This window comes from Exiguobacterium sp. UBA3491, from assembly GCF_002377745.1.
Classification (GTDB): domain Bacteria; phylum Bacillota; class Bacilli; order Exiguobacteriales; family Exiguobacteriaceae; genus Exiguobacterium_A.
Map to the genome: position 1 here is coordinate 13,302 of NZ_DFQK01000030.1, position 21,845 is coordinate 35,146.

21 protein-coding genes and 1 pseudogene are annotated in these 21,845 nt (G+C 46.7%); 13 read left to right on the plus strand and 9 right to left on the minus strand.

Features of this window, described 5'->3' with window-relative positions; all coding sequences use genetic code 11:
* Positions 1-120: 120 nt before the first annotated feature.
* The gene (locus B4F99_RS11325; RefSeq protein ID WP_214856511.1) at positions 121-936 is read right to left on the minus strand and encodes a RecX family transcriptional regulator; all 816 of its coding nucleotides are present in this window, start codon (positions 934-936) and stop codon (positions 121-123) included.
* Positions 937-1,069: 133 nt separating this feature from the next.
* Between B4F99_RS11325 and B4F99_RS11330 the strand changes: the two genes are divergently transcribed.
* The 7 genes from B4F99_RS11330 (at position 1,070) to B4F99_RS11360 (ending at position 7,602) form a co-directional block, all read left to right on the plus strand.
* Positions 1,070-1,978, plus strand: coding sequence for a TIGR01777 family oxidoreductase (locus B4F99_RS11330; protein WP_290757997.1), 909 nt, complete (start codon positions 1,070-1,072; stop codon positions 1,976-1,978).
* An 18-nt stretch (positions 1,979-1,996) separates the two neighbouring features.
* The gene (locus B4F99_RS11335) at positions 1,997-3,136 is read left to right on the plus strand and encodes an amidohydrolase (RefSeq protein ID WP_290758000.1); all 1,140 of its coding nucleotides are present in this window, start codon (positions 1,997-1,999) and stop codon (positions 3,134-3,136) included.
* A 230-nt stretch (positions 3,137-3,366) separates the two neighbouring features.
* On the plus strand, positions 3,367-3,927 hold the full coding sequence (locus B4F99_RS11340) for a GNAT family N-acetyltransferase (protein WP_023467300.1): 561 nt from the start codon (positions 3,367-3,369) through the stop codon (positions 3,925-3,927).
* A 126-nt stretch (positions 3,928-4,053) separates the two neighbouring features.
* Positions 4,054-4,737 (plus strand): response regulator transcription factor, encoded by a 684-nt coding sequence (locus B4F99_RS11345; protein WP_214856506.1) that lies wholly within the window; start codon positions 4,054-4,056, stop codon positions 4,735-4,737.
* Positions 4,734-6,128 (plus strand): sensor histidine kinase, encoded by a 1,395-nt coding sequence (locus B4F99_RS11350; protein WP_214856505.1) that lies wholly within the window; start codon positions 4,734-4,736, stop codon positions 6,126-6,128. The genes B4F99_RS11345 and B4F99_RS11350 overlap by 4 nt, the downstream gene beginning before the upstream one ends.
* The gene (locus B4F99_RS11355; protein WP_214856504.1) at positions 6,125-6,691 is read left to right on the plus strand and encodes a TVP38/TMEM64 family protein; all 567 of its coding nucleotides are present in this window, start codon (positions 6,125-6,127) and stop codon (positions 6,689-6,691) included. The genes B4F99_RS11350 and B4F99_RS11355 overlap by 4 nt, the downstream gene beginning before the upstream one ends.
* A gap of 32 nt (positions 6,692-6,723) precedes the next feature.
* On the plus strand, positions 6,724-7,602 hold the full coding sequence (locus tag B4F99_RS11360) for an aldo/keto reductase (RefSeq protein WP_214856503.1): 879 nt from the start codon (positions 6,724-6,726) through the stop codon (positions 7,600-7,602).
* Between the two features lie 69 nt (positions 7,603-7,671).
* Here B4F99_RS11360 and rlmD read toward each other — a convergent pair whose 3' ends face one another.
* Both rlmD and B4F99_RS11370 read right to left on the minus strand, forming a co-directional pair.
* Positions 7,672-9,057, minus strand: coding sequence for a 23S rRNA (uracil(1939)-C(5))-methyltransferase RlmD (gene rlmD / locus B4F99_RS11365; protein ID WP_290758007.1), 1,386 nt, complete (start codon positions 9,055-9,057; stop codon positions 7,672-7,674).
* A 40-nt stretch (positions 9,058-9,097) separates the two neighbouring features.
* Entirely contained in the window at positions 9,098-9,310 is a 213-nt protein-coding gene (locus tag B4F99_RS11370; protein WP_214856501.1) for an SE1561 family protein, read from the minus strand.
* 84 nt (positions 9,311-9,394) lie between these two features.
* Between B4F99_RS11370 and yfkAB the strand changes: the two genes are divergently transcribed.
* The 3 genes and pseudogenes from yfkAB to B4F99_RS11385 all read left to right on the plus strand — a co-directional run.
* A complete protein-coding gene (gene yfkAB / locus B4F99_RS11375; RefSeq protein WP_290758011.1) occupies positions 9,395-10,507 on the plus strand; it encodes a radical SAM/CxCxxxxC motif protein YfkAB in 1,113 nt (370 codons plus the stop codon).
* A gap of 88 nt (positions 10,508-10,595) precedes the next feature.
* The gene (locus tag B4F99_RS11380) at positions 10,596-10,778 is read left to right on the plus strand and encodes a hypothetical protein (protein ID WP_023467292.1); all 183 of its coding nucleotides are present in this window, start codon (positions 10,596-10,598) and stop codon (positions 10,776-10,778) included.
* Positions 10,779-10,849: 71 nt separating this feature from the next.
* A pseudogene (locus B4F99_RS11385) lies at positions 10,850-12,001 on the plus strand (MFS transporter); the annotation flags it as partial.
* A 41-nt stretch (positions 12,002-12,042) separates the two neighbouring features.
* Here B4F99_RS11385 and B4F99_RS11390 read toward each other — a convergent pair.
* Both B4F99_RS11390 and B4F99_RS11395 read right to left on the minus strand, forming a co-directional pair.
* Positions 12,043-12,330 (minus strand): hypothetical protein, encoded by a 288-nt coding sequence (locus B4F99_RS11390; RefSeq protein WP_023467290.1) that lies wholly within the window; start codon positions 12,328-12,330, stop codon positions 12,043-12,045.
* Between the two features lie 163 nt (positions 12,331-12,493).
* Positions 12,494-13,423 carry a DMT family transporter gene (locus tag B4F99_RS11395; protein WP_290758017.1) on the minus strand — a complete coding sequence of 310 codons (930 nt, stop codon included), beginning with the start codon at positions 13,421-13,423 and terminating at the stop codon, positions 12,494-12,496.
* Positions 13,424-13,608: 185 nt separating this feature from the next.
* Between B4F99_RS11395 and B4F99_RS11400 the strand changes: the two genes are divergently transcribed.
* Entirely contained in the window at positions 13,609-15,558 is a 1,950-nt protein-coding gene (locus B4F99_RS11400) for a heavy metal translocating P-type ATPase (protein WP_290758020.1), read from the plus strand.
* 54 nt (positions 15,559-15,612) lie between these two features.
* Here B4F99_RS11400 and B4F99_RS11405 read toward each other — a convergent pair whose 3' ends face one another.
* The 4 genes from B4F99_RS11405 to B4F99_RS11420 form a co-directional block, all read right to left on the minus strand.
* Positions 15,613-16,521, minus strand: a complete 909-nt coding sequence (locus tag B4F99_RS11405) for a YihY/virulence factor BrkB family protein (protein ID WP_035412690.1) — start codon at positions 16,519-16,521, stop codon at positions 15,613-15,615.
* An 86-nt stretch (positions 16,522-16,607) separates the two neighbouring features.
* Positions 16,608-17,036: an NUDIX hydrolase gene (locus tag B4F99_RS11410; RefSeq protein ID WP_035412687.1), complete on the minus strand. Its 429-nt coding sequence runs from the start codon at positions 17,034-17,036 to the stop codon at positions 16,608-16,610.
* 25 nt (positions 17,037-17,061) lie between these two features.
* Positions 17,062-17,973 (minus strand): PfkB family carbohydrate kinase, encoded by a 912-nt coding sequence (locus B4F99_RS11415; RefSeq protein WP_035412684.1) that lies wholly within the window; start codon positions 17,971-17,973, stop codon positions 17,062-17,064.
* 179 nt (positions 17,974-18,152) lie between these two features.
* Positions 18,153-19,046, minus strand: a complete 894-nt coding sequence (locus tag B4F99_RS11420) for a 1,4-dihydroxy-2-naphthoate polyprenyltransferase (RefSeq protein WP_214856494.1) — start codon at positions 19,044-19,046, stop codon at positions 18,153-18,155.
* Between the two features lie 159 nt (positions 19,047-19,205).
* Here B4F99_RS11420 and B4F99_RS11425 point away from each other — a divergent pair, with 159 nt between their 5' ends.
* Positions 19,206-20,591: an isochorismate synthase gene (locus B4F99_RS11425; protein WP_290758024.1), complete on the plus strand. Its 1,386-nt coding sequence runs from the start codon at positions 19,206-19,208 to the stop codon at positions 20,589-20,591.
* On the plus strand, positions 20,581-21,845 hold a 1,265-nt coding region (gene menD, locus B4F99_RS11430), incomplete at its 3' end, for a 2-succinyl-5-enolpyruvyl-6-hydroxy-3-cyclohexene-1-carboxylic-acid synthase (protein WP_290758214.1). The genes B4F99_RS11425 and menD, both read left to right, overlap by 11 nt.

Below are 21,845 nucleotides of genomic sequence, written 5' to 3' on the forward strand. Positions count from 1 at the left end.
TCAGCTGTTGGATATGAGTGAAACCAATTGGCTTTTTCATAGGACGGTTCCTCCTTTTCTTAGTCTGTGCGTAGAATAGCACAATTGTCGGATAATTGTCAATTTTTCGTCTTGCTTTTATTATTCCGCCTCTTCTTCTTTGACTTGTTCAAGGACTTGAGCTGCTAAACCGTATGGAAATCCTTTTCGAACAAGTGCTTGCTTCACCTTTTGTTCACGCTCGAACGGTTCAAGTTGCCGATATTTCGGATAATACTTACGCGCTTGATAAAGGGCCGCCTGTTCTTCTTCGTCACCTTCTTCAGCTAAAAACACTTCTTCAATGCCCGCTTTGATCAAGTCGGACGAGAAACCACGTTGCATAAGCGTTAATTGTAATTTTTGTGTCAGTTCCCGCACGGATCGTCGTTGAAGCTCTTTTTGTTTTTGTCGCAAAAACTTCAGGACTTTTTCGTATTCCTCTTCATCAGTAAACGTCACGATCGCTTCATCAATCGCCGTCTTTGGTATCTTCAATGCCTCAAGGTCACGGCGAATCCGTCCCGGTCCTTGAGGTGTCGTCGCTTTTTTCGTCGCTGTATAAGCAAGTGCGAACTGTTGATCATCCAGATAGCGTTGCTCCGTCAATCGCTCGATTGCATGTTTGATCGCATGCTCCGGTGTCTCTTTCTCCGTTAAATAGGCGACGACTTCACTCGTCGCCCGCATGCGGTACGATAGATGATTCAACGAGAGACGATATGCTTTTTGCTGTTCTTCAGCCGTCAACACTTCCTTGACGAAGTCGTCATCGAGTTCCTTATCGCGTTGCAGATTGTATTTAATTAAGATATCGACGTCTACGGCAAAGGCATACTCTTCTTTGCCATCACGCTCGACATAGATATTGAATCGTTCGCTGTTCTTTTTCTGCGTCGAGATCCGTTTGATCTTCATGTCGTTCCCTCCCCTAACCTGATTCGGTAGTTCTACGATATCATGAACAGGCAGGTCTATGTTTGAGTGAAACCATGGAACGGGAACAAATGGAAAGAAGCTACTTTTACTTATTTCAAGGAGGATGGATTACATGAACATTGCGATTACCGGTGGAACCGGTATGATTGGTCAAGCCTTGACGAAGCGTTTGCTCGAGCAAGGACATCACATCTTTATCTTGACGCGTCATCCGAAAGCGAACGATGCGCATATCACATATATCAAGTGGATGACAAAAGACGCAAAGCCGGAACAGCACTTAGAGGGCGTCGATGCCTTCATTCATCTTGCTGGTGCTTCGATCAACGATGGACGTTGGACGGATGAACGCAAACGTGCCATTCTCGACAGTCGCGTCAGCACGACGAAGGAACTCGTCCGGATCGTTGAAGCACTCGACCAAAAACCAGACGTCGTCTTATCTGCTTCTGCGGTTGGCATTTACGGACAGGATCGGCATCAGACCTTCTCTGAAGATCAACCACTTCCACCGACCGCTGACTTCTTAAGTCATGTCTGTGTCGCATGGGAAGACCTTGCTCGCCCGATTGCTGACGCCGGCATTCGACTCGTCCATCCACGAATCGGGGTCGTCTTGACGAAAGCCGGTGGCGCTTATCCGTTAATGCGTCTCCCTTATGTCTTGTTTGGTGGTGGGACGATGGGCGACGGAAAGCAGTGGGTCTCTTGGGTCCACATCGATGATCTAGTCGAGTTATTCCTATTCGCGCTCGAGACCCCGACAGTCGAAGGACCGCTGAACATCACTGCGCCTCATCCGGAGACGATGCGGCGTTTCGGACAGACGATCGGAAAAGTCTTACATCGCCCACACTGGCTCCCGGCGCCACGCTTCGCGTTAGAACTCGCACTCGGCGAAAAGAGTACGATTGTACTAGAAGGAGCTCGTGTCGTTCCAAAAAAAGCGCTCGAAAACGGATACAAGTTTCGGTATGCTGAACTAAAGGATGCGTTACGAGCAATCGAGCATTCAAACTAGTACAGGGGTGGACGATACTTGGATATCTTGATTCGAAATGCACATATCTATCCGATTACTTCGGACAGTTTTTACGGGGACATCCGCATTCGTGATGGGAAAATCATTGAAATCGGTGAATTACTGGATCATTTAGAAAGCGATCAAGTCATTGAAGCAGAAGGTCACTTTTTATTGCCCGGTTTTATCGATGCCCATACACACCTTGGATTATATGATGAAGGTACCGGAACAGTCGGAAATGATGCGAATGAGACGATTTTCGCGATGACACCTCATCTTCGTGCCATTGATGGCGTCTACCCGCTTGATGAAGGCTTTAAGGAAGCCGTTCAACATGGGATCACGACCGTTCAAGTCATGCCCGGTAGCATGAACATCATCGGTGGCGTCACGAGTGTCATCAAGACGCACGGACGGTTCATCGATGATATGATCCTGCGAAAGTACGCGGGTCTGAAGGTGGCACTCGGTGAAAACCCGAAACGTGTCCATAGTGCTGGTCGTGCTGGTGAACTGACACGGATGGGCATCATGGGGATGTTGCGCGAAGCCTTTCTTGAAGTTCGGACGCAGCCGGTTTCTGAAACGTTCGCCCATCAAATGATCAAACGGGTCCTTGATCACAAAATGCCGCTTCGTGTACATGCGCATCGAGCAGATGACATCCTTTCTGCTATCCGTTTTGCGGAAGAGTTTGATCTTGATTTACGCATCGAACATTGTACGGAAGGTCATCTCGTTGCAAAAGAGATGGAACAGCTACCGATCGAAAAAGTGACGGTCGGTCCAACCTTTACACGAAAATCTAAAATCGAACTGAAGAATAAAACATGGGAAACGTATCGAGTTCTTCACGAACATGGTCTTGAAATCTCGATTACGACCGATCATCCGTACACACCTGTCCAGTACTTGAACCTTTGCGCCGGTCTTGCCGCACGAGAAGGTCTACCGGTCGATGTCGCTTTACGCGCGATCACGATTCATCCAGCCCGTTCGCTCGGTGTGGACGATCGGGTCGGATCGATTGAGATCGGAAAAGACGCGGATCTCGTCTTGTGGAGTCACTTCCCACTCGACTATTTAGCGAAGCCGCTCATGACGATGATCGATGGAAAAATCATTTTTGAACACGCTCAACTGAACTTGACTTAATCCGCCCCCCGCTAGGTGTTTTTTACACCTAGCGGGGGTTTTAAACGCTTATGGAAAACATCTTGTTTTTGTATCTTTTTTCACAAAAATTATTTTCTTGCAATTTAAAAAAAAGAAGGTAATATTATCTTATCCGACAACTGAAGAAGGCATACCATGCGCGGTTCAAACGAGTCAGACAGGTAGCTTTCGACAATCATTCTTGCGGTCCTAAAAGGAGGAATGGAAGTATGCTCAAGCAACGGGAGCTGAGCGACTGCGCTGATTTGTTCGAACTGATGCAGCATCAAGACGTATATCCGTACGTCCGCCAAAAAACACGGTACTTTGATGAATTTCTGTTTACTACAAAGCAGGCAATCGAAGAGGAAGAACGTGGCGAAATCGTATCACGTACTATCCTAGATGAATTCGATCAACCGATTGGTACGATCAGTTTACTCGATATCGAAGGACAATATGGGTTTCTCGGTACATGGTTAGGTAAACCGTATCATGGTAAAGGATACAATCATTTAGCGAAAGAAGCCTTTTTCTCTGAGCTGTTCTTCGAGCTTGGATATGAGAGTGTCTTCATGAAAATTCGCAAAAGCAACATTCGGTCACAAAAAGCAGCTGAAAAATTGCCGTATGCATTTTGTGCGGATGAGTTGCGCCCTGCGCTTCTTGAGCAATTGAATGCTGGCGAGACGCAGTTCACGCTATATGAAGTCTCAAAATCTAGTTTCCACATGTACATTCATGGTCGGGAACTCGAAACACTATACGATCATCAACAACTCGAAGCATGAGAGCCTTGTCTCTCATGCTTTTTTGCGTCCACGCATGCGTTTATAAAGTTTGAAATGGTATGATAAATAAGAAAATTATCTTTATGGAAGAAACCTTTTCTTCTACAGGAAATGGAGCGAAGACTAATGCCAGAATCGTTTAATATTCTCGTAGTAGATGATGAAGCACAAATGCGTGACCTTCTCGTCTCGAATCTCGAAAAAGAACACTACACGACGATGACAGCTTCTAACGGACAAGAAGCGATCCATCTCATTCAACAAAATACATTCCATCTCGTTCTACTCGATGTCATGATGCCGGAAATGGACGGCTTGACAGCCTGTATGCGCATCCGTGAGTTCTCAAATGTTCCGATCATCATGCTGACGGCACGTTCGGACGAGCTCGATCGGATTCACGGTCTGAAAATCGGAGCTGATGACTATATTACAAAACCATTCAGTCCCCGAGAATTGCTTGCTCGTATCGAAGCGACTCTTCGTCGTTCTCACCGCTTTACAGTTGATCAATCTTCTACTTTAACGCTCGGTATGCTTGAACTCGACACTGAAAGTCGGAGTGTCCACGTCAATGGCAAGCCGGTCAGTCTGACGCGTAAGGAATTTGATTTGTTACATCTGTTTGCTCAAAACAATGATAAGGTCTTTTCTCGCGAACAGCTACTCGATCAAATTTGGGGTGCGGATTATATCGGTAACTTACGGACGGTCGATACGCATATTAAAACACTTCGCTTAAAGCTCGGGGAAGCCGGTGGCTCGATTCAAACAGTTTGGGGCATCGGTTACAAATTCGAGGAAGTATGATTAAGCGCTATACGATCCGGCGCCGGATTTGGATTACGATTTGGTTTACAAGCGTTTTTTCTGCCATTTTATTTGTCCTGCTGACGTTTTATCTCTACGACCGGTTCTATCTTCAGACGCAAGAAGATATCTTATTGAACCGTGGGGAAAAGCTAATCAACATTTACAAATCCGAAGGCTTATCTGGTGCTTTTTATGATGGGATGACTTATACGAATGAATTGACGGAATCGAAAGTCTTCTTCATCGATTTTCTAAAGAAAAATCCGGCAGGACTCCGTTTTTTGACGAATGCGGACATCGAACAGCTTCGTAATGGTGAGACTGTCGTCTCGAGCCGGACCCATCCGATTGAAGGAACGGATATTCTAATGACCGGATTTCCGATCATCGAAAACAATCGACTGGTCGGTACGCTAATCTTGTACCTGGAACTTGGACAAATCAGTGAACCGTTCCGTCCACTCCGCCTGATGATCTTCTTCATGATTGGGCTGATCGTCTTGAATCTCGTCATCTTTGGTCGTCAGATTATTGATACAATCATTCGTCCGTTAATCGATATGAAGCGCGCATCAACGGTTTACGCGCAAGGTGACTTTGATTACCGGATTCCGATTCAATCGGATGATGAGATTGGCGAACTCGCAGAAACTCTGAATAAGATGGCGGAATCGCTTGGGGAAGTCGACGAGCAGCGGAAGGAGTTCCTTGCGAACGTCAGTCATGAATTGCGGACACCTCTCTCCTACATTCGTGGCTATACAGAGATGATGCAGGATGATTCGCTGGAGGAAGAAAAGCGTGCGCAATATTACCAGATCATCGAACGGGAAACGGAACGTCTGCAACGTCTCGTCAATGATCTGCTCGATCTCGCTCAACTTGAGCGCGATTCCTACCCGATGTCGAAGCAACCGCTCGTCTTCAGTCAAGTACTTGAGGATGTCATCTACCGGATGGAACCAATTGCTCAGTCGAAAGGGGTCACGTTCGTGATGCATCTCGATCCGGATCAAATCGTCTTAGGCGATACAGACCGTCTCGAGCAAGTCTTCGGCAATTTACTCGATAACGCCTTACGGTACACGCCGCCTGGCAAACAGATTTTCTTGTCGACTGAAACGATCGGCGACCGGACGCATTGCCTTATCCGGGACGAAGGAGAAGGCATTCCGGAAGAGCATCTTGATCGATTGACAAAACGCTTTTATCGCGTCGATAAATCACGGACGCGGAAAGATGGCGGAACCGGTCTTGGTCTTGCGATCACGAAACACATCATCGATCGTCATGATGGAACGATCCGGTTCGACTCCGTTCTTGGAGAAGGAACGACTGTTCACATCGAGTTACCACTTCTTCCGGATGAAGAAGATGGATTCGAATGATGGAACAACATGTCATCCAAACCTTTGAACTCTTCGGACCGTTCGCTCCGTTCGTTAGTGTCTTGATCGGCGTCGTCGTCAGTGTACTTGGTGTCCTACCGAGTACGTTCGTCACCGCTGCGAATCTCGTCTATTTCGGATTATGGATCGGCACATTGCTCTCTTTCACCGGTGAAGTCTTAGGTGCGGTTTGTGCGTTCCTAATTTACCGACAAGGACTGCAGTATGCCCTTCGTCGCCCGCTTCCAGATCGAGTCAATCGTTTGCAACAAAAGCTCCAAACACAACAAGGACATGAAGCTTTTTGGACGATCATCTTGTTACGGCTGTTACCATTTGTCCCGTCAGGCATCGTCAACATTGTCAGTGCTGCTAGTGGTATTTCCGTCTTACTCTTCCTAACTGCGAGTACGATTGGAAAAATTCCAGCGATGTTAGTCGAAGTGCTCGCTGTCCATCAATTCTTGCAATTCTCGTCCATCGTCCAATGGTCGATAGCAGGCGTGGCACTCGTTGGTTATCTGATTTATCGTAATCGCCAAAAACGAGCATCATCGATATAAAACTACAGGTTGTCTGAAAGGAAGTATCGTTCATGGAGTTAAGACGTTTTGGAACATCCGATCTATTCGTATCCCCGCTTGGGTTCGGAGCTGGTCACATCGGCGCAGAACAGATGACGGATCGCGAAGCAGTTTATTTACTCGAACAAGCACGTGATCTTGGCATCAATCTGATCGATACAGCACGCGGCTATGGCTTATCGGAGCAACGCGTCGGACAATTTCTAAAGAATCGTCGGCACGACGTCATTCTGTCGACGAAAGTCGGCTATGATGTTCCCGGTACGCAGGACTGGACCTTTGAAGCGGTCCATGGTGGCATCGATCAAGCCTTACAGACGATGCAAACGAATCATCTCGACATCGTACACTTACATTCTTGTAGTCGAGAAATCCTCGCTCAAAGTGACGTCATCGAAGCGCTTGAACAAGCAAAACAAGCTGGGAAAGTCCGAGTCATCGCTTATTCTGGTGACCGAGAAGATTTGCAGTATGCCATCAAAACGAAACGCTTCGATAGTTTCCAGACATCCTTCAATCTGTTTGATCAACGCGTCGATCAAGTCTTACCTACACTTTTGAATCACGGGGTCATCGCCAAACGTCCAATCGGTAATGCACCGTGGCGCTTCACGGATCGTCCGGTCGGACAATATGTTGAACCATACTGGGAACGAGCACAACAATTGGCTTATCCACTCGAGGAATCTAGCTGGCTTGAGACCGCGTTACGTTTTACAATTTTCGAACCAGGAATCACGACGGCCATCATCGGAACGTCTCGACCAGAACACCTCGCTTTGAACCAGCAATTGATTGAACGTGGTCCACTCCCAGCTGACCGCGTCAGTCAATTGAAGGAACGTTTTTCCGAATGTGATGCCACGTTCGATTATGTTTCGCAAACGTAAGTGAGCAGTCACAGAAAAAAAGCCCGTATGTCCACTCGTTCAAGGAGTGCATACGGGCTTTTTTCGCGCTTAGAACTTTTTCTTTTTCTTCTTTTCGAGCACGACGATCGCTTCGACGTGCGCTGTTTGTGGGAACATATCATACGGTTGAATGTACGATACCTTATATCCCGCTTTCATCAAATGATCGCAATCACGTGCAAGCGTCTGCGGGTTACACGAGACATAGATGATTTTTTTCGCCTTAGACGAAATCATTGCGTTCAATAACTGCGTATCACAACCTGAACGGGGGGGATCGACGATAAAGACGTCTGGAATCCAGCCTTCCTTCACCCAACGTGGAATCCATGCTTCTGCCTTACCGACGACATAATGCGCATGGTCAAAGCCATATTGCTTCATATGCGCATTCGCATCTTCAACTGCTTCTTCGATGATTTCCATACCACGGACTTCTTTTGCACCCTTAGCAATCCAAAGTCCGATTGAACCGACACCTGCGTAAGCATCGACGACACGTTCTTCGCCTGTCAAAGCAGCAGCACGCGCGATCTCTTCATACATCCGTTCTGCTTGTTCCGGATTCAACTGGAAGAAGGCGCGTGGCGACAGTTGATACGTGAACTCGCCCATCTCTTCTTCAATCCGTTCGACACCACGCAAGACTTCCGTCTCTTCTCCAAAGACACGTGACGTTAACTTATCATTGATGTTCAGCGCGACCGAGACGACACCTGGAATGTCCATGATATCGCGCGACAAACCCTCTAGATCACGGAAGCCGTCTTTAAAGGCAACGAGCACGACTTGAATTTCATCCGTTTTGATTCCTGTCCGGACGACGATATGGCGCATGACACCGTCTTGTTTTGCTGCATGGTAAACAGGTACTTTATAATCGTTGAGTAATTTCGTGACAGCTTGGTTGACACGAAGCGTATCCTTATTTTGGACGACACAATCATCGATTGCGACCAGACGATTCGAATTCGCAGAATAGAGACCACTAACGATTTCATTGCCTTGTTTTCCGACGACGAATTGTGATTTATTGCGGTAACCCCACTCCTTCGAACCAATCGTCGGACGGATATCGGCCTTTTCGACATTCAATTTCGTTGATTTTAAGAACGCATTGCGAAGCATCTCTTCCTTATAACGCAATTGCCCATCGTAACTCATATGTTGTAATTGACAGCCACCACAGACACTATAGACTGGGCAAAGTGGTGTCACGCGGTCTGGTGAACGATCGTCACGCTTTAAGATTTTCGCATTCGCATAGTTCGCATGAATTTCCGTGATCTCGATTTGTGCCGTCTCACCTACAAGCAATCCTGGGATGAAGACGATTTGTCGCTCGAGCGTCGCGATCCCTTCACCGTTGATGCCCATCCGTAGACACGTGACTGAACGGACCTCACCTGTCTTTAATTTGATTTTTGTTGCCATCGATTTCATCCTTTCCGTTTGTGCAAATGAAAAAGCGGTCTCAATCTACCGCTTTTTTCGTTTCTTCTTGTTCTTTCATATCCTTCGCATACCGAACGACTTTTGCCTTGAGTTGATCTAGTGATACGATCAGTCGTTCCAAATCTTCGATATCTGATGATTCATCGAGTGAATCGATTGTATGACAGAGAAGCTGTATTCTTGATTTTAGCACATTCATTTGACCAAGTTTATCAGTTCTTGCTTTTCCCATTATTCAGACTTCCTTTCTTCCGCTGGATTCCGACGTTATTTTAGCATACGATACGAAGTGGAGAACTAAAAAGGAGGAGTATCTATGTCACATTCATCACCCATCACGATCGCGAACGATCCGTGGGAAGCTTATCGCGACATTGAACAATACGGCACGGTCCGTTTGACGAACATTGAAGTCACGACGACAAAACTGTGTAACATGCGCTGCGAACATTGTGCCGTCGGTTACGTGTTATCCAGTAGCGAGTCACCTGAAATCCCTGTCGAACTGCTTATTCAACGTCTGGATGAAATCGAACACCTACGCGCCTTTTCCATTACAGGCGGCGAACCGATGCTTTCAATGAAGTCCGTCAAGGAGTACGTCGTCCCTTTACTTAAGTATGCCCACGAACGTGGCGCTAAAACCCAAATCAACTCAAATTTAACACTTCCATTATCTCGTTATGAATTAATTATCCCTTATCTCGATGTCTTGCATATCTCACATAACTGGGGAACAGCCGATGATTTCATCGATGGTGGCTTTGCGATGATGGAGCGAAAACCGTCACGTGAAGCACGAACGAAACTATTTGAAACGATGAAAGAGAATGCTCGTGTCTTGAATGCACGTGGTGTCATCGTGTCTGCCGAAACGATGATCAATAAACGGACGTTGCCACATCTTGAAGCGATCCATAAGGAAATCGTCGATATGGGCTGTGTCCGTCACGAAGTGCATCCAATGTACCCAGCTGACTTCGCGTCGATGATCGAAGCCGCTAGCTTATCCGAAATTCGCAATGGAATCCATCGTTTGCTCGACGTCCGCGATCCGAACGTCTGGATGTTGTTCGGAACACTTCCTTTCTACGCATGTTCGATGGAAGAGGCAGATTTAGAATTGCACCGTCGCTTGCGTCAAGAAAAAAACGTATCGGTTCGCAATGACCCTGATGGTCGTTCTCGTCTTAACGTCAACATCTTTGATGGTGAAATCATCGTAACCGATTTCGGTGACGAACTCGCTTCGCTCGGTACGATTCACGAGACGTCCTTCAATGATGCGTATGCCCAGTGGCAAGAGACAGAACTGAATAAAAGCTTGTCATGTCACTGTCCTGCGGTGCAGTGTCTTGGACCGAACGCGCTTGTGAAAAACGCATATTACCCTGAGATTGATTTCACAAAACAATCGAGTCGGCTTTAAGAATCAAAAAAAAGGTTTTGAACAATGGCGTCCCGGGAAAAATGTCACAAAGTAGACACATTCTGTTTTATAAAAAGGGGTGACCGGGATGGAATGGCTCGTAGGTATTGTCGCAATCATCGGTACGTTCAGTATGGTCTTGTTCGTCATGATGGTTGGTATTCGTGCTTCACACAGTATCGAACATGATGAAGTGTTCGATCAGACAGATTGGGATGAACATCTCCTGCACATGCCTCGTCCGACACGGTTTGAACAAGAAAATAAATGAAACACGCCCCGGTCTCTCTTTTCGAAGTCCGGGGCGTGTTATGCTAAAAGAAAAAAGAAAGGTCGTCGTTACTTGTGTCACGTCGTTTTGCTCTCATCTTATCGATCGTCTTCATTTCCGGTTTCACACAAGGATTACTGATTCCATTACTGTCCATCTTGTTAGAACGTCAAGGGACATCTGCTTTCATTAACGGACTCAGTGCCGCCGTCCTCTATATCGGTGTCATCGTTGCCGCACCTCTTATGGAAGGTCCGTTACGACGGCGTGGTTATATTCCTGTCATCTCATTCGGTCTTGCCCTTGTCGCAGTGGCTGTCTTCTTATTCCCATTACTCCCAAGCATTATCGCTTGGGTAATTCTCCGCTTCCTCGTCGGTTTCGGTGATCAGACGTTACATTATGGGTCACAAGTCTGGGTAACGTCCATTACACCAAACGAGCGGTTAGGACGAACGATGTCGTTATACGGGATGGCATTCGGTCTCGGTTTTGCCTTAGGTCCTCTTGCTGCACCGCTCGTCGATGTGATCGATTGGTTACCGTTCGTGTTAACAGGAACTTTGACCGTCATCGTTCTGATTTTATTATTCCGTATGCCAAATGAAAAACCGTCGTCCGTCATGCCAGAGGAATTGCAAAGTGCTGCTTCACGGTATCGACTCGTCCTATCGACTGCTTGGTTTACATTACTTCCTGGTTTTACATACGGTTTTCTCGAAGCCACACTGAATGCCAGTTTTCCCGTTTTTGCGACGCGTAACGGATATGGTTTATCCGAGACAAGTACCTTAATCACGACATTCGTCGTCAGCTCATTGATCATGCAGCTACCACTGGGGCGACTTGCCGATCACTTCGGAAAACGTCGGACGTTAGTCACTGTACTGTCGATTGGTTCCGTCGCTTTTCTCACTGCTTGCTTCGCCTTCGAACGTTACGGTTGGTTGTTCGCGATTTTTGCCGTCAGTGGAATGGCACTCGGCTCGACGTATTCGCTCGGTGTTGCCTATATGACAGAACAGCTACCACGTCATCTTCTACCGACGGGTAACTTACTTGCCGGGATTGCCTTCAGTCTCGGTTCGATTCTTGGTCCAATTGCCGGTAGTCTGTTCGTCATACTCCCTTCCATGCTGTATTTCAGTTTATTCGTTCTTGTCTTGACGACGCTTGCGCTTCTATTGCGGTATGCCAAACGTCATGAGACACCCCGAATCTAAAAAACGGACCTTGCGCCATCGATGCGCAAGATCCGTTTTTTTCATTTCACAATTCCTTCTTGCCGAAAACTCCGCCAGAGCTTATCGTCGATCGCATACGGCTGTTCTTTTGCACGCTTCAGCTCTTCTGTCTCGAGCAGCACGACGACCTCTCGACCGTTGATTGACCACACTGAATCGTAACCTCTCTCCGCCTCGATGATTTCCACATCCACATCTCCATGGGTTTCCTTCAACTGCTGACTGACGCACGTTACGACGAACCGGGCAAACTCATCACGTGGACGACGAGTGGCAATGATCTTTCGAACGATCTCATTCCGTTCCATTCGTTTTCATCTCCTTCCGTTTTATAGTCGCACTAGCCTTTCAGACAAGGCCGAATCGGTCTTCACTTGACCGTACAGAAAAAAGCCGAACGGGTCGGCTTGAGCAACGAACGATTGGGAGTTACTTTGATTGAAACTATTTTTGCACGATTCTGAATCTTCGTCAACCTCGCTTTTGAAACCATAACGGAAGGTACGTCGAGACTAAAATACCACTGACAACGAAGAGTAACCCAAGCAACGCTTGCGGTGGAATCGTCTCGCCGAGAATCAAGGCCGATAAACTGACACCATAGATTGGTACGAAGAACATGAACAACGACACTTTACTGACTGGATTATATTTCATTAGTAAGTTCCAAAGCGTAAATCCAGTCGCTGATAAAAATGCAAGATACACGAGCATCCAAGCACTTGGCGTTGAAAAGGTGAATGGTGCGACGTGACCATCGAGAATGACTCCTGCGATAAAGAGACCGATTGATCCAATGACCATCGCCCATCCAGTCATCGGTGCCACCGGATAACGTGCCGAGTATTCTTTGGCAACCAAGTTACCGAACGCCCCGGAAACCATTGCTGCGATCAATAATCCTTCCCCTACTCCAAACGAAACACCTTGCCCACCTTGTGGCCAGTTGGCCAAGATGACACCTGTGAATCCAAGGAATAAGGCGAGTCCTTTAAATCGATTCAGTCGATCGTCTTCATATCGAAAATGTGCCAGTAACATCTGGAAGAACGAAGTCGATCCGGCAATGATTGATCCTTGTACGCCAGTTGACAAAGATAGACCGATATAAAAGAAGACGTACTGCAAGAACGTCAAAAAGAAGCCGAGACGACTATAGGCGTAAGTCCGCTCCTTCAATGTGATCGTCTGTTTGAAGACGAAGACACTGACGACAAGTAATAACACACCTGCTAAAAAGAAACGATAGCTCGCAAACAGCAATTGCTCTCCGTATTCGGAAGATGTGATCTGTAATAAGTCATAACTTTTTTTAATGAAGGGAAACGCACTTCCCCACAAAAAAGTCGTCAATAATGCAAAGACGACGAGTCCAATCCGATGGTTTAAAATTTTTTGCATCTTTCTAGTTCCTTTCCTGTTCCTTTTCACTGAAACATGATATAGTAATTCTACAGATAATAATAATTATAATCTAGAGACAATGAAACTCATTATCAATCAGTTAAACTCATTGATATATCACATTCTCATTCTCTTTCTATAATGATTTCATTTCTCATTTACATTTTGAAAGGAGTTTTAATATGACGACTTCCACTACTACCGATGTTCAACAGCGTTCCGTATTCCGTCATGCTTGGGATGAGCATCACGAATTGATTCTAGCATTGTTTAGCGGAATATTGATTTTAGTTGCTTACGGACTCGAAAAATTCAATACGGCGTCTGCCGTTTATGTCACGTTGTACTTATCAGCATATGTGATTGGAGGATATGCGAAAGCGAAGGAAGGCTTGACGGAGACGTATCAAGAAAAAACGTTGAACGTCGAATTGTTGATGATTTTAGCTGCCATCGGTGCTGCTGCCATCGGCTATTGGATGGAAGGTGCGATCCTTATCTTCATCTTCGCGTTATCCGGTGCTCTTGAAACCTATACGATGAATAAAAATGAACGGGCTTTACAAAGTTTAATGTCTTTACAGCCAGAGGAAGCAACGCGTCTGAATGCAAACGGACAACTTGAAGTCGTTGGAATCGAGCAACTAGTAATCGGTAACCTCGTCTATGTTCGTCCCGGGGAACGCATTCCGGTCGATGGTGTCATCATTCGCGGTCAAGCAGCAATCGAAGAAGCATCGATTACAGGCGAATCGATTCCGGTTGAAAAACAAACGGGCGATACCGTCTATAACTCGACCGTCAACATGAATGGTGTCTTGACGATTGAAATGACGAAAGCCGCTGATGAATCATTGTTCCAAAAAATCATTCATATGGTCCAAAACGCACAAAGTGAGCAGTCTCCCTCTGCTCAGTTCATCGAACGATTTGAAAGTCGTTATGTCAAAATCGTCCTCCTCGTCGTTGCCCTGATGATGGTCTTTCCTCATTACGTCGTCGGCTGGACATTCGAGACAAGCATTTATCGGGCGATGATTTTACTCGTTGTTGCTTCGCCTTGTGCGCTTGTCGCGTCGATTACCCCTGCTGCCTTGTCCGCAATCGCCGCATCTGCGAAAAATGGCGTTCTCTTCAAAGGTGGAGCACACATCGAGACACTCGGACAAGTCGACACGATCGTCTTCGATAAAACAGGGACTCTGACAACAGGTAAACCCGTCGTTACTGAAAGTCGATACGCGGAAGGAATCGATATCCGAGCCGTCGAACAAGCCGTTGCTTCCATCGAAGCACAGTCGAACCACCCGCTCGCACAAGCGATCGTTAATCACTTAAAAACCGATGTTCGCGAACCGTCAACGTTCAAAGATGTGACAGGATACGGGATTGAAGCAACTGTCGATGGCGTCACGTATCGTATTGGCAAGCGAGCATTCCACGATGGTCTAGACGATCCATTCGTAACAATTGAACAGTCACTGAAAGAACAAGGGCATACAATCGTTTATGTCAGCAATGGATCACAAATCGTAGCACTTTATGCATTACGTGATACGATTCGTCCGGAAGCTAAAACAGCAATCGCCGCTTTAAACAATCTCGGCATCGCGACGATCATGTTGACAGGTGATAATCCTGTCACGGCAGCAGCCATCTCGCGTGAAGCGGGTTTAACGGACTTCGTCGCTGAATGCTTACCGGAAGATAAAGTGCGCTATATTAAGCAATACCAAACAGAAGGTCGGACCGTTGCGATGGTCGGTGATGGTATCAATGATGCTCCGGCGCTCGCACTGGCACATGTCGGGATTGCAATGGGTGAAGGAACGGATGCTGCGCTTGAGACTGCTGACGTTGTCTTGATGAAAAACGATTTAGGTCGTCTTGCCTACGCCGTGCATAAAGCCCGGAAGATGAACCGGATCGTCAAACAAAACATCACGCTTGCGATCGGTGTCATCCTTCTATTGATCGCATCCAACTTGTCACAGTTCCTAATCATGCCGTTCGCTGTCGTCGGACACGAAGGATCGACGATTCTTGTCATCCTGAATGGCTTACGTCTTCTTCAACAGGATGCTTTACCAACTCTCACACAGCGTGTATCCGAAAAACGATTAGCCGCTTAATCATTAAAAAAAACGTCTGACTGCCACACGGCAGTCAGACGTTTTTTTGTCTCTTCATCCGAACGTATTCGTCGGAATCGAATCGAGTTCTGCTTGTTCCTTCAAGCGCTTTTCTTCCATCTTCTTCGGATCCGCTTTTTTCATGAATCGTTCCCATGACGCGTTCAATTCAGAACCAAGTAAGATGATCAATCCTGTGAAATAAAGCCATAATAACAAGATAACGACACTACCGAGCGAACCGTACGTCTGATTGTAGTTTGAGAAGTTCGAGACGTAGAATCCAAATCCGACCGATAGTAATTGCCAGACGATGACACCAAAGACGGCTCCTGGGATCGCTTCCTTAAAGGTAATCGGGCGCTTTGGTGCGACGCGGTAAAAGATCGACAGTATACCAATCAATAGAATCGTTGAAACGACGTAACGCAAGACCGTTAATAAGATTTTTTGCCCCATATCGATCGGGAGAACGAAATTCGCAAGATACGTGATGATTGGACCACCAAGAACGTTCAAGACAATCAATAATAACATCCCGATTCCGAGAACAATCGTGAGTAGTAAAGCAATCCCGCGTGCTGCGACAAAACCACGTGGCGAGAAATCACCATAGGCATGGTTCGCTGTCGTGATCAAGCGATCGACACCTTTTGAAGCGGACCAGATGGCAAGAATCGCACCAATCGATAACAATCCCCCCTGCGGATCCTTGATGGCTTGAAAAATCGTATCCGTGAATGTATTGACGGCCCCACCCGGTGCTAAGTCCCGGATTTGCGACTCAAGTGTCTGACGATCAATATCAAAGAACGACAAGACGGAAATGACGAAAATGATACCTGGGAAAATGGATAAAAACCAGTAATAGGCGAGTGTCCCTGCATAATCCGTAATGTTGTGATCGGACATTCGCTGCTTTAAGTTCAAGGCAAGCCCTTTAGGATCGCGTGAATGCGCCATCGTCATCTCTCCTTCATGAAAAAGAGGCAGTCAAAGACCACCTCATTGTTTTAATATACTTTTCCCATTTTATTTCAACTAAAACCTCATTCGTTTTCAGAAAGAATCAATTTATAGAACGGTTCTGTCATTTCTGCCAATTGTTTGGCAAGAGACGGTGGACGAATCGGCAATGATGGCAATTCGGATCGTTTAATCCAGACTGGTGTATAACCAGACCCTTCCTCTTCGAATTCTTCACCCATACCTGTTCCAAAGCGACCGCCAATTGCTTTCGCCCAAAAATAAGGGTTATCGAATCCGTTAAAACGGACGATGGCAGCAATGCCATTCAACTCCACGTCGACACCGAGTTCTTCATGTGCTTCACGAATCGCTGTCTCTTCTAGTGATTCTCCATCATCTTTTCCACCGCCTGGAAAGACATAATACGTTTCGTTCGGTTTATCCCGTCGAATCAACGCAATTTCATCCTGTTCATTTCGTAAAATGATCGCACTTCGTTGAATCGGCATGACGCCACCCCTTTTCAAAATTAATTCATTGAATGGCATCCAGCATTTCTGGAACGAGTCCATTTTCTGTCGAAGCGATGACTTCTGCCGCGATTTTCATGCCAAGCTTTAATGCCTCTTCTGCTGGTTTTTCTTTTGTCAATTCAGATAAGACAGCAGAGAAGAAGGAATCGCCTGCTCCCGTTGAGTCGACGACTTTTACTTTTTTCGTTCCAACATGACCTGACGTCGCCGTACGACGATCGACGTAGACCGCCCCTAGTTCACTCATCGTCACGACCGTGAATGGAGCACCTTTTTTCGCTAGCTCATTTGCTACATGAATCGCATCTTCTACCGTCACGATTGACAGATCAGACAAAATTTCTGCTTCTTCGCGACTGCAAATGAATCCAGTGAATCCTTGTAACAGATGACGATTACGTTCAATGACGCTCAAGTGACCACAAACACCAAACAATGGCAACTCCATTTTGCGACATAGATGAATCAAACGTTCCAAGACTGTAACAGACAAATCAAGATCGATGGCAACGGCATCGACTCCATCGAGCGCATAGATTGATTGACGTAAAATCGCCTCTTCGAGTAACTTCGCATCCGGTTGTTTCGAGATTGAGGTTTGCAAGTCACCTTCGTTATCCATGACCGCTAGCCACATACCCATACCATGATCTTCTAACATTTCGACATGATCCACATTCGCACCGTAAGATTTCAGCTCATCGAGCACTCCCACGCCAATCTGATCATTCGTAACCGTCGAGATAAAGCGAACTTCATTCCCGAGGACGGCTAAGTTTTGTGCTACGTTGCGTCCTGTTCCTCCATTCGAAAACGTGATGTCTCCTACGTTTTTCGCATCCTTGTGCAAAGGAGCGAACGAAGTTCCTTTTATGTCGACGAATACTTTTCCGATTACCGCGATTTTATTCATTCCAGTTCCACCTCTAACCATATTTCCTGATTCCCGATCCTTGAATTGATCTTTCAGGCACATTGCTTCAATTATAGTAAAATTTTAAATCAGTGACAACCGAAGCACTTTTTTTCTAACTGTTCGCTATCTTCTCATAAAAAAAACAGCAAGCGAATCGCCTGCTGCTTTGTTTGAATTTAGATGTTCGCAATCACGAGACTGATTGCGAGTAGTAATCCGAAAATCGTATTTACTTTACCAGTCTGCGCCATACCAGGCATCAGTTGTTCTGGTGGCAAGTCCTCCCAGAAGAGACGGACCGTTTTAATCATGAGCGGAATACTCAACAACGCGAGTAAGGCAAACCAAGAGACTTCGAATGCCAGTACAGCAATGATGAGTGACAGGACAGCTGCCGCAAAAAATCCGATCAAAACGTACACGGCACGGCGATGCCCTACAAGACAGGCAATCGTTTTTCGTCCGTTGACCTTGTCATTATCCAAGTCCCGAATATTATTTGCAAGCAGGATTGAACCGATCAAGATGGCAACAGGTATCGAAATCGCAACGGCTTCCGTTGGTACATAACCAATTTGCAAGTAGGCGGAGATCGCAATGATGATATATCCCATGAAAAAGCCAGCAACCACTTCCCCAAAAGGTGTATACGCGATCGGTAGTGGTCCTCCGGTGTAAATATATCCGACGAACATCGAGATGAGTCCTACGACAAGTAACCACCACGAAGTCTCGATGCATAGATACACACCGAGTAGTGCGGAAATGCCATACAACGTAAGTGCAAATGCAAGAATCGTACCTGGCTTGAATCCATCACGTACGATTGATCCACCGATTCCGACCGATTCCTCTGTATCTAAACCACGTTTGTAATCGTAGTATTCATTGAACAGATTCGTTGCGATTTGAATCAACATCGATGCGATTAACATCGCTACGAACAAATCCAAGCGTATCGATTCCACACGTGGTGCGACAACTGCCGTACCGACGACGACCGGAACAAAACTTGCTGTCAGTGTATGCGGTCGTGTCATTCGCCAATAGACAGCGATTGATTTATTCATATAATAACCCCTTTCCTGTCTAAGTGTAGCGGGTTTCGTTTTTTGATGTCAATGTTCAATCCAAGATAGCTTATTCCTTCTTTTTTGTCCGCAAAAAGTTTACACTTAGAATAAGTGAAACATATCACAGTATCTACAGACTAGGGGGCAATGAGCGGTATGGCTTACGCTCAACAAGAGCTAAAACAGTGTATCGAACAGGCCGTCAGTCAGGCGAATGCCTCACAACGACCTATACTTGCTTCGTATTCATGGGAAATCGAAGCAACTGACATGCGTTCTCTCGAACAGGGTATCGAGGAACGATTTTATTTCGCGACACCTGATCGCTCGATGCGGGCCATTGGGTTTGGCATCGTACAACAACTTCAGGCTTCAGGAACGGATCGTTTTTTACGAATTCAATCGCAATGGACAAATGTGAATCGCGACCATGTCGGTCATGATTTATTTGCGTTCAGCGGATTCTCTTTCACTGAACTTAACCAACCGGATTATCGCTGGTCTTCCTTTGGAGACGCTTCGATGACGATTCCGAAGTTTTTATTCTTAGAGCAAGATGGTAAGACACGCGTGACGATCTTCGCCCGTGTTGAACCGATGGATCAATTCGATTCAATCTTAAATCAGCTCGCACTTGATTTCGCCAAAGTTAATCAACCGCAAACACCGACTTCGACAGGCGTCACGCGTTTACGTCTATCTCGGGATGGAAATGAAGCCTTTGAAGCCTCGTTTCAACAAGCGATGCATTACTTGGAGACAACACTTGAAAAAATCGTTTTGGCGCGGGAAGTCGTCTACGAACTGGACCGCCCACTTGATGTAGCCGCTGTCGTTGCTGAACTCGAAGATACACAGCCCGGTAGCTATGTCTTCTGCTTCCAGCCGAATCCGGAAGAGGCCTTTATCGGAGCCACACCGGAACGACTCGTCCAAAAACGTGGACGTCGCCTTGAGACAGCAGCCGTCGCCGGTTCTGCACCGCGCCACGCGACGGATGAGATGGATGAGGCACTCGGTCAATCGTTATTACAAGATCAAAAGAACCGAATGGAGCACGGGATTGTCGCTGATTCGATCGAACGGACGTTATCTGCTTTTTCAGAGCAACTGGATTGTCCGGATACCCCGATTCTCTTAAAAAATCGTCATATCCAACATCTCTATACACCGATCACGGCGCGTTTAAAAGCAGATGTCACGTTATTCCAACTGATTGAGAAACTTCATCCGACACCTGCACTTGGTGGCGAGCCAAAGCAATTAGCGGTCGATGCGATCCAAGAGATTGAAACGTTCGAACGGGGTTGGTACGGTTCACCCGTCGGTTGGATGAATGGACAGGATGATGGGGAATTCATCGTTGCCATTCGCTCTGGATTATTTACGGAACGGGCTGTCATTCTTTATGCCGGTTGCGGTCTTGTTGAAGGTTCTCATTTCGACAGCGAGCTAGCAGAGACGGAAACTAAACTATCACCGATGTTACAAGCTCTTTCACACATTGGTTCGATTGAAAAGGATGATATTTATGTTGACTAAATGGATGCACACGTTAATTGATACGCTCGTCGCGTCTGGTGTCCGGGACTTCGTCATCAGTCCCGGTTCCCGCTCGACACCACTTGCTATTGCAGCTTTTCTGCATCCGTCTAGCCGTACCCACGTCCTTGTTGACGAACGGTCGGCTAGTTTTTTTGCTTTAGGTTTAACACGGACGGAAGAGCGTGTTCGTCCAGTTGCGCTAATTTGTACAAGCGGTACCGCTGCGACGAACTATTATTCAGCAGTAACCGAAGCTAATATTTTTGAACTTCCATTGATCGTTTTGACTGCCGATCGACCTCATGAATTACGTAATGTCGGGGCGCCTCAAGCCATCGATCAGATCGGACTATACGGCAAGCAGGTTCGTCATGCATTTGATCTTCCCTTAGCGGAAGAAGCGAGTCTTCCTTACGTCGCTCATGTCGCACAACGTGCAACCCTGCTCTCCCTGACGGAACCGGCGGGACCAGTTCAAATCAACGTTCCATTACGTGAACCACTCGTGCCTGAACTCGATCTTTTACGAACAGGTCGTCCTGTCGGCGTTTTACCTGAACCGACATCGGGAGTAAATAACGCCTTAACAATCGTGCTTCAAAAAGAGCGCCTTCTTTTTGTACTTGGACCACAACTTGCTGCCGCGGACAGTCAGATTGTCATCTCGTATGCAAAACAAGCAGGGATTCCGGTCTTAGCAGATCCACTCAGTCAAGGGCGGCAATCGCATGATGATCACGTCTTTGCCTACTACGATACATGGCTAAAACATCCGGCCACCGCTCAGCACGTCCGACCGGATCGAATCATTCGTTTCGGCGCCATGCCGACGTCAAAACCTTATCTGCTTTGGTCTCGGGATATTCCGACGACAGTCGTTGGTCATCCAGGGAATTGGCGCGATCCCCAACTCCATTCGGATTTCGTGATTGGTCACGCGCGACAACTCGAACATCATGAGCCCGTTCCGCATGACCCTACGTACCTCAATCTGTTACAACAGGCAGAGCGACGCGTCACCGATGCCTTTACGACGATCGATCAAGAGGAGATGACGGAGTATAACGTCGTCCGCGCGTTAACGACGTTACAAGAAGGAAGCCTATTCGTTTCGAACAGTATGCCGATCCGAGATATTGATACGTTCTTGCCTACAGGAACACCCCTTCGTCTACTCGCGAACCGTGGAGCAAATGGGATTGACGGCATCCTCTCGAGTGCGCTCGGGGCAACGTTTGATGCCAAAAACCG